Source organism: Streptococcus sp. (genome assembly GCF_019414905.1).
Lineage (GTDB): Bacteria > Bacillota > Bacilli > Lactobacillales > Streptococcaceae > Streptococcus.
Window position 1 is genome coordinate 23,155 of the sequence record NZ_DXLC01000173.1, and the last position, 6,000, is coordinate 29,154.

Consider the following 6,000-nt stretch of genomic DNA (forward strand, 5'->3'; position numbering starts at 1 on the left):
ACTTAGTAGTATACTAAGGTAGTAATCATTAAGAAGTGATTACAAATAATAATGAATGAGGTAAAATAAAATGGTAGAATTGAAAAAAGAAGCAGTAAAAGATGTAACATCATTAACAAAAGCAGCGCCAGTAGCATTGGCAAAAACAAAGGAAGTCTTGAACCAAGCTGTTGCTGATTTGTACGTAGCTCATGTGGCTTTGCACCAAGTACACTGGTATATGCGTGGTCGTGGTTTCCTTGTATGGCATCCAAAAATGGATGAGTACATGGATGCTCTTGACGGTCAATTGGATGAAATCAGCGAACGTTTGATTACACTTGGTGGTAGCCCATTCTCTACTTTGACAGAATTCCTTCAAAACAGTGAAATCGAAGAAGAAGCTGGTGAATACCGTAATGTTGAAGAAAGCTTGGAACGTGTTCTTGCTATCTACCGTTACTTGTCAGAACTTTTCCAAAAAGGTTTGGATGTCACTGATGAAGAAGGTGACGATGTGACAAACGGTATCTTCTCAGACGCTAAAACTGAAACTGATAAAACAATCTGGATGCTTGCCGCAGAGCTTGGACAAGCACCTGGTTTGTAAGAAATAGAATAATCATATAAAAATCTGTAGGATTCCTCTTACGGATTTTTTATATTCTGTAAGCTATTCCAAACCAGTCTTTTTTTGAGTTTTTTGATAAAATAGTACTATCAGTGAAAAGGATGGAAGCATGACTAAGAAAATCGTAGCTATTTGGGCCCAGGATGAAGAGGGTGTGATTGGTAAGGACAATCGCCTGCCTTGGCATTTGCCAGCAGAACTGCAACACTTCAAAGAAACAACTCTGAATCATGCTATCTTGATGGGGCGCGTGACCTTTGATGGGATGGGGCGTCGCTTGCTTCCAAAACGGGAGACCTTGATTTTGACACGTAACCCGGAAGAAAAGATAGATGGGGTTATTACTTTTCAGGATGTCCAGTCTGTTCTCGACTGGTATCAGGGCCAAGACAAGAATCTCTATATTATCGGTGGGAAGCAGATTTTTCAGGCTTTTGAACCCTATTTGGATGAAGTAATTGTCACTCAAATCCATGCTCGGGTGGAGGGAGATACCTATTTCCCTGAGGAGTTTGACTTATCTCTTTTTGAGACAGTTTCAAGCAAATCCTATACCAAGGATGAGAAAAATCCTTATGATTTTACCATCCAATACCGCAAGAGAAAGGAAGTCTAATGGAACGTAGTATATTTGGTTTTTTCACAGCCATGCTGTGTTTGGTCTGCTTGCTTGCTGGAGCACAGGCTTTTCGTAAAAAGCGTTATGGACTTTCTGTCCTGCTCTGGTTAAATGCCTTTACCAATTTGGTCAATAGTATCCATGCTTTTTACATGACCTTATTTTAGATAGAATGACAGTATAGAATAGAACGGAAGGAAATCATGCCTACAACTAGGAATAATGATATGATGGTTTATTGCTCATTTTGTGGCAAAAGCCAAGAAGAAGTACAAAAAATAATCGCTGGGAACAACGCCTTTATTTGTAATGAATGTGTGGAGTTAGCCCAGGAAATCATTCGGGAGGAGTTGGCTGAGGAAGTCTTGGCAGACTTGTCAGAAGTTCCAAAACCAATTGAACTCCTCCATATCTTGAACCACTATGTAATCGGTCAAGATCGTGCCAAACGGGCTTTAGCAGTAGCAGTATACAACCACTACAAACGCATCAATTTCCACGATACGCGTGAAGAGTCGGAAGATGTAGATTTGCAGAAGTCAAACATCTTGATGATTGGTCCAACTGGTTCAGGGAAAACTTTCCTTGCCCAGACCTTGGCTAAGAGCTTGAATGTACCTTTTGCGATTGCGGATGCGACAGCTCTTACCGAGGCTGGTTATGTGGGTGAGGACGTGGAAAATATCCTCCTCAAACTCCTGCAGGCCGCTGACTTTAACATTGAGCGCGCAGAGCGTGGCATTATCTATGTGGATGAAATTGACAAGATTGCCAAGAAGAGTGAGAACGTGTCTATCACACGTGATGTTTCTGGTGAAGGGGTGCAACAAGCCCTTCTCAAGATTATTGAGGGAACAGTTGCAAGCGTGCCGCCTCAAGGTGGACGCAAACATCCGCAACAAGAGATGATTCAAGTGGATACCAAAAATATCCTCTTCATCGTGGGTGGTGCTTTTGATGGTATTGAAGAAATTGTCAAACAACGTCTGGGTGAAAAAGTCATCGGATTTGGTCAAAACAATAAGGCGATTGACGAAAACAGCTCTTACATGCAAGAAATCATCGCAGAAGATATTCAAAAATTTGGCATTATCCCTGAGTTGATTGGACGCTTGCCTGTCTTTGCAGCTCTTGAGCAATTGACAGTGGATGACTTGGTTCGTATCTTGAAAGAGCCAAGAAATGCCTTGGTAAAACAATACCAAACCTTGCTTTCTTATGATGATGTCGAGTTGGAATTTGACGACGAAGCCCTTCAAGAGATTGCAAATAAGGCCATCGAACGCAAAACTGGTGCGCGTGGTCTTCGCTCCATCATCGAAGAAACCATGCTAGATGTCATGTTTGAAGTACCGAGTCAGGAAAATGTGAAATTGGTCCGCATCACAAAAGAAGCTGTCGATGGAACGGATAAACCAATCCTAGAAACAGCCTAGAGGTGACTATGGAACTTAATACACATAATGCTGAAATCTTGCTCAGTGCGGCTAACAAGTCCCACTACCCACAGGATGAACTGCCAGAGATCGCTCTTGCAGGGCGTTCAAATGTTGGTAAATCCAGCTTTATCAATACCATGCTGAACCGTAAGAATCTGGCTCGTACGTCAGGGAAACCTGGGAAAACCCAGCTTCTCAACTTCTTTAACATTGACGACAAGATGCGCTTTGTGGATGTTCCTGGTTATGGTTATGCTCGCGTTTCCAAAAAAGAGCGTGAAAAGTGGGGGCGCATGATTGAGGAATATCTGACAACTAGGGAAAATCTCCGTGCGGTTGTTAGTTTGGTGGATCTCCGCCATGACCCGTCAGCAGATGATGTGCAGATGTACGAATTTCTCAAGTATTATGAGATTCCGGTTATCATTGTGGCGACCAAGGCGGACAAGATTCCTCGTGGTAAATGGAACAAGCACGAATCAGCAATCAAAAAGAAATTAAACTTTGACCCAAGTGACGACTTCATCCTCTTTTCATCTGTCAGCAAGGCAGGGATGGATGAGGCTTGGGATGCAATCTTAGAAAAATTGTGAGGAAAAGAAAATGGCAAAAACAATTCATACAGACAAAGCTCCAAAAGCTATCGGACCATATGTTCAAGGAAAAATCGTTGGCAACCTTTTGTTTGCTAGTGGTCAAGTTCCTCTCTCTCCTGAAACTGGGGAAATCGTTGGAGAAACGATCCAAGAACAGACAGAACAAGTCTTGAAAAACATCGGTGCTATTTTGGCAGAGGCAGGAACTGACTTTGACCATGTGGTCAAAACAACTTGCTTCTTGAGCGATATGAACGACTTCGTTCCTTTTAACGAGGTTTACCAAACGGCCTTTAAAGAGGAATTTCCAGCTCGTTCAGCAGTAGAGGTAGCTCGTCTTCCTCGTGATGTAAAAGTCGAAATCGAAGTCATCGCAGAGATTGGATAAGCTAGTTGAAGTTTGGTGTTGCCAAACTTCTTTTGATATAAGGAGAAAAAGATGACAAAGAAACAACTTCACTTGGTGATTGTGACAGGAATGAGTGGTGCAGGCAAAACTGTAGCCATTCAGTCCTTTGAGGATTTGGGTTATTTTACTATTGATAATATGCCGCCAGCTCTCTTGCCTAAGTTTTTGCAGTTGGTGGAAAAAAAGGAAGACGACCATAAGTTGGCCTTGGTAGTAGATATGCGTAGCCGTTCTTTCTTCTCAGAGATTCAAGCTGTTTTGGATGAGTTGGAAAACAAGGAAGAACTGGACTTTAAAATTCTCTTTTTGGATGCAGCTGATAAGGAATTGGTCGCTCGTTACAAGGAAACCAGACGGAGTCATCCATTAGCTGCAGATGGTCGGATTTTGGATGGAATCAAGCTGGAACGTGAGCTCTTGGCACCTTTGAAAAATATGAGTCAAAATGTGGTGGATACGACTGAACTCACTCCACGTGAGTTGCGTAAAACCATTGCAGAGCAGTTTGCGGATCAGGAACAAGCCCAGTCTTTCCGTATCGAAGTCATGTCTTTTGGCTTTAAATATGGAATCCCGATTGATGCAGATTTAGTCTTTGATGTTCGATTCTTGCCAAATCCCTACTATCTACCAGAACTGCGTAATCAAACGGGAGTGGATGAGCCAGTGTACGACTATGTCATGAACCATCCTGAGTCAGAAGACTTTTATCAACATTTATTGGCCTTGATTGAGCCGATTTTGCCAAGTTACCAAAAGGAAGGTAAGTCCGTTTTGACCATTGCCATGGGTTGTACGGGTGGGCAACACCGTAGTGTGGCCTTTGCTAAACGCTTGGCGCAGGACTTATCCAAGAATTGGCCTGTTAATGAAGGGCACCGCGACAAAGACCGAAGAAAGGAAACGGTAAACCGTTCATGAGAAAACCAAAGATAACGGTGATTGGAGGAGGGACTGGTATCCCTGTCATTCTAAAAAGTCTGCGTGAAAAAGATGTGGAAATCGCTGCTATCGTAACGGTGGCGGATGATGGTGGTTCATCAGGTGAACTCCGAAAAAATATGCAGCAATTGACACCACCAGGGGATCTTCGTAATGTCCTTGTGGCCATGTCGGATATGCCTAAGTTCTATGAGAAAGTCTTTCAGTATCGCTTTTCTGAAGATGCTGGAGCCTTTGCCGGACATCCATTGGGAAATCTTATTATCGCTGGCCTGTCAGAAATGCAGGGCTCGACCTATAATGCCATGCAGTTACTGAGCAAATTTTTCCATACAACTGGGAAGATTTATCCTTCCAGTGACCATCCTTTGACCCTGCACGCAGTTTTTCAGGATGGGACAGAAGTAGCTGGAGAGAGCCATATTGCAGACCATCCAGGCATGATTGACCATGTTTATGTAACTAATACCCTCAACGATGATACACCTCTGGCTAGCCGTCGAGTAGTGCAGACCATTCTTGAAAGTGACATGATTGTCCTCGGACCTGGTTCTCTATTTACCTCTATTTTGCCCAATATCGTGATTAAGGAAATCGGGCAGGCGCTTTTGGAAACCAAGGCAGAAATCGCCTATGTCTGCAATATCATGACCCAACGTGGGGAGACAGAACACTTTACAGATAGTGACCACGTGGAAGTCTTGCATCGTCATCTTGGCAGACCTTTTATCGACACTGTCTTGGTGAATATCGAAAAAGTGCCTCAGGAATACATGAATTCCAACCGTTTTGATGAATACTTGGTGCAGGTGGAACATGATTTTGCTGGTCTTTGTAAGCAAGTTCCGCGTGTGATTTCATCCAACTTCCTTCGTCTGGAAAATGGGGGTGCCTTCCACGATGGAGATTTGATCGTGGATGAGTTGATGCGGATTATACAGGTGAGAAAATGAGTTTCACAGTAGCAGTAAAAGAAGAAATCCTGGGTCAGCCCCATCTGAGCAGGCATGAATTATCAGCCATTATCAAGATGTCTGGTAGTATCGGTCTCTCGACCTCGGGCTTGACCTTGTCCGTCGTGACAGAAAATGCCAAGCTGGCTCGTCACCTCTATGAGTCTTTTCTCCATTTCTACGAAATCAAATCGGAAATTCGCCACCACCAAAGAAGCAATCTCCGCAAGAATCGAGTCTATACCGTTTTTACAGATGAAAAGGTGCAGGACCTTCTGAGTGATTTGCACTTAGCAGACTCCTTTTTTGGCCTAGAAACGGGTATTGATGAGGCGATTTTATCGGATGAGGAAGCCGGCCGTGCCTATCTCTGTGGTGCTTTCTTGGCAAATGGAAGCATTCGTGACCCTGAGTCAGGCAAGTACCAGTTGG

General features: G+C 43.4%; 9 protein-coding genes. All 9 read left to right on the plus strand.

The genetic code is table 11. From position 1 onward, the window contains the following. The first annotated feature begins 70 nt into the window (after positions 1 to 70). Complete coding sequence (locus tag QZ359_RS05250; protein ID WP_042750433.1) at positions 71 to 589, plus strand: Dps family protein; 519 nt, start codon at positions 71 to 73, stop codon at positions 587 to 589. Positions 590 to 719: 130 nt separating this feature from the next. Then, positions 720 to 1,226, plus strand: a complete 507-nt coding sequence (locus tag QZ359_RS05255) for a dihydrofolate reductase (protein ID WP_293963906.1) — start codon at positions 720 to 722, stop codon at positions 1,224 to 1,226. Further along, the gene (locus tag QZ359_RS05260) at positions 1,226 to 1,396 is read left to right on the plus strand and encodes a hypothetical protein (RefSeq protein WP_000442260.1); all 171 of its coding nucleotides are present in this window, start codon (positions 1,226 to 1,228) and stop codon (positions 1,394 to 1,396) included. The genes QZ359_RS05255 and QZ359_RS05260 overlap by 1 nt, the downstream gene beginning before the upstream one ends. 36 nt (positions 1,397 to 1,432) lie before the next feature. Beyond that, positions 1,433 to 2,665, plus strand: coding sequence for an ATP-dependent Clp protease ATP-binding subunit ClpX (gene clpX / locus QZ359_RS05265; RefSeq protein WP_025169664.1), 1,233 nt, complete (start codon positions 1,433 to 1,435; stop codon positions 2,663 to 2,665). An 8-nt stretch (positions 2,666 to 2,673) separates the two neighbouring features. Beyond that, on the plus strand, positions 2,674 to 3,261 hold the full coding sequence (gene yihA / locus QZ359_RS05270; RefSeq protein ID WP_000422605.1) for a ribosome biogenesis GTP-binding protein YihA/YsxC: 588 nt from the start codon (positions 2,674 to 2,676) through the stop codon (positions 3,259 to 3,261). 10 nt (positions 3,262 to 3,271) lie between these two features. Then, on the plus strand, positions 3,272 to 3,652 hold the full coding sequence (locus QZ359_RS05275; protein WP_001140420.1) for a RidA family protein: 381 nt from the start codon (positions 3,272 to 3,274) through the stop codon (positions 3,650 to 3,652). Between the two features lie 51 nt (positions 3,653 to 3,703). Then, positions 3,704 to 4,594, plus strand: a complete 891-nt coding sequence (gene rapZ, locus QZ359_RS05280; protein ID WP_293963907.1) for an RNase adapter RapZ — start codon at positions 3,704 to 3,706, stop codon at positions 4,592 to 4,594. Further along, positions 4,591 to 5,568: a YvcK family protein gene (locus QZ359_RS05285; RefSeq protein WP_001231075.1), complete on the plus strand. Its 978-nt coding sequence runs from the start codon at positions 4,591 to 4,593 to the stop codon at positions 5,566 to 5,568. Before rapZ ends, QZ359_RS05285 begins: the two co-directional genes overlap by 4 nt. Beyond that, the coding region (gene whiA, locus QZ359_RS05290; RefSeq protein WP_293963908.1) for a DNA-binding protein WhiA at positions 5,565 to 6,000 on the plus strand (436 nt) is incomplete at its 3' end. The genes QZ359_RS05285 and whiA, both read left to right, overlap by 4 nt.

What these genes read in the sequence shown, in the direction of transcription:
- QZ359_RS05285 (WP_001231075.1), top strand. Translation starts at nt 4,591, where the DNA reads ATGAGAAAACCAAAGATAACGGTGATTGGAGGAGGGACTGGTATCCCT.
- QZ359_RS05275 (WP_001140420.1), top strand. Translation starts at nt 3,272, where the DNA reads ATGGCAAAAACAATTCATACAGACAAAGCTCCAAAAGCTATCGGACCA.
- clpX (WP_025169664.1), top strand. Translation starts at nt 1,433, where the DNA reads ATGCCTACAACTAGGAATAATGATATGATGGTTTATTGCTCATTTTGT.
- QZ359_RS05260 (WP_000442260.1), top strand. Translation starts at nt 1,226, where the DNA reads ATGGAACGTAGTATATTTGGTTTTTTCACAGCCATGCTGTGTTTGGTC.
- yihA (WP_000422605.1), top strand. Translation starts at nt 2,674, where the DNA reads ATGGAACTTAATACACATAATGCTGAAATCTTGCTCAGTGCGGCTAAC.
- QZ359_RS05250 (WP_042750433.1), top strand. Translation starts at nt 71, where the DNA reads ATGGTAGAATTGAAAAAAGAAGCAGTAAAAGATGTAACATCATTAACA.
- rapZ (WP_293963907.1), top strand. Translation starts at nt 3,704, where the DNA reads ATGACAAAGAAACAACTTCACTTGGTGATTGTGACAGGAATGAGTGGT.
- QZ359_RS05255 (WP_293963906.1), top strand. Translation starts at nt 720, where the DNA reads ATGACTAAGAAAATCGTAGCTATTTGGGCCCAGGATGAAGAGGGTGTG.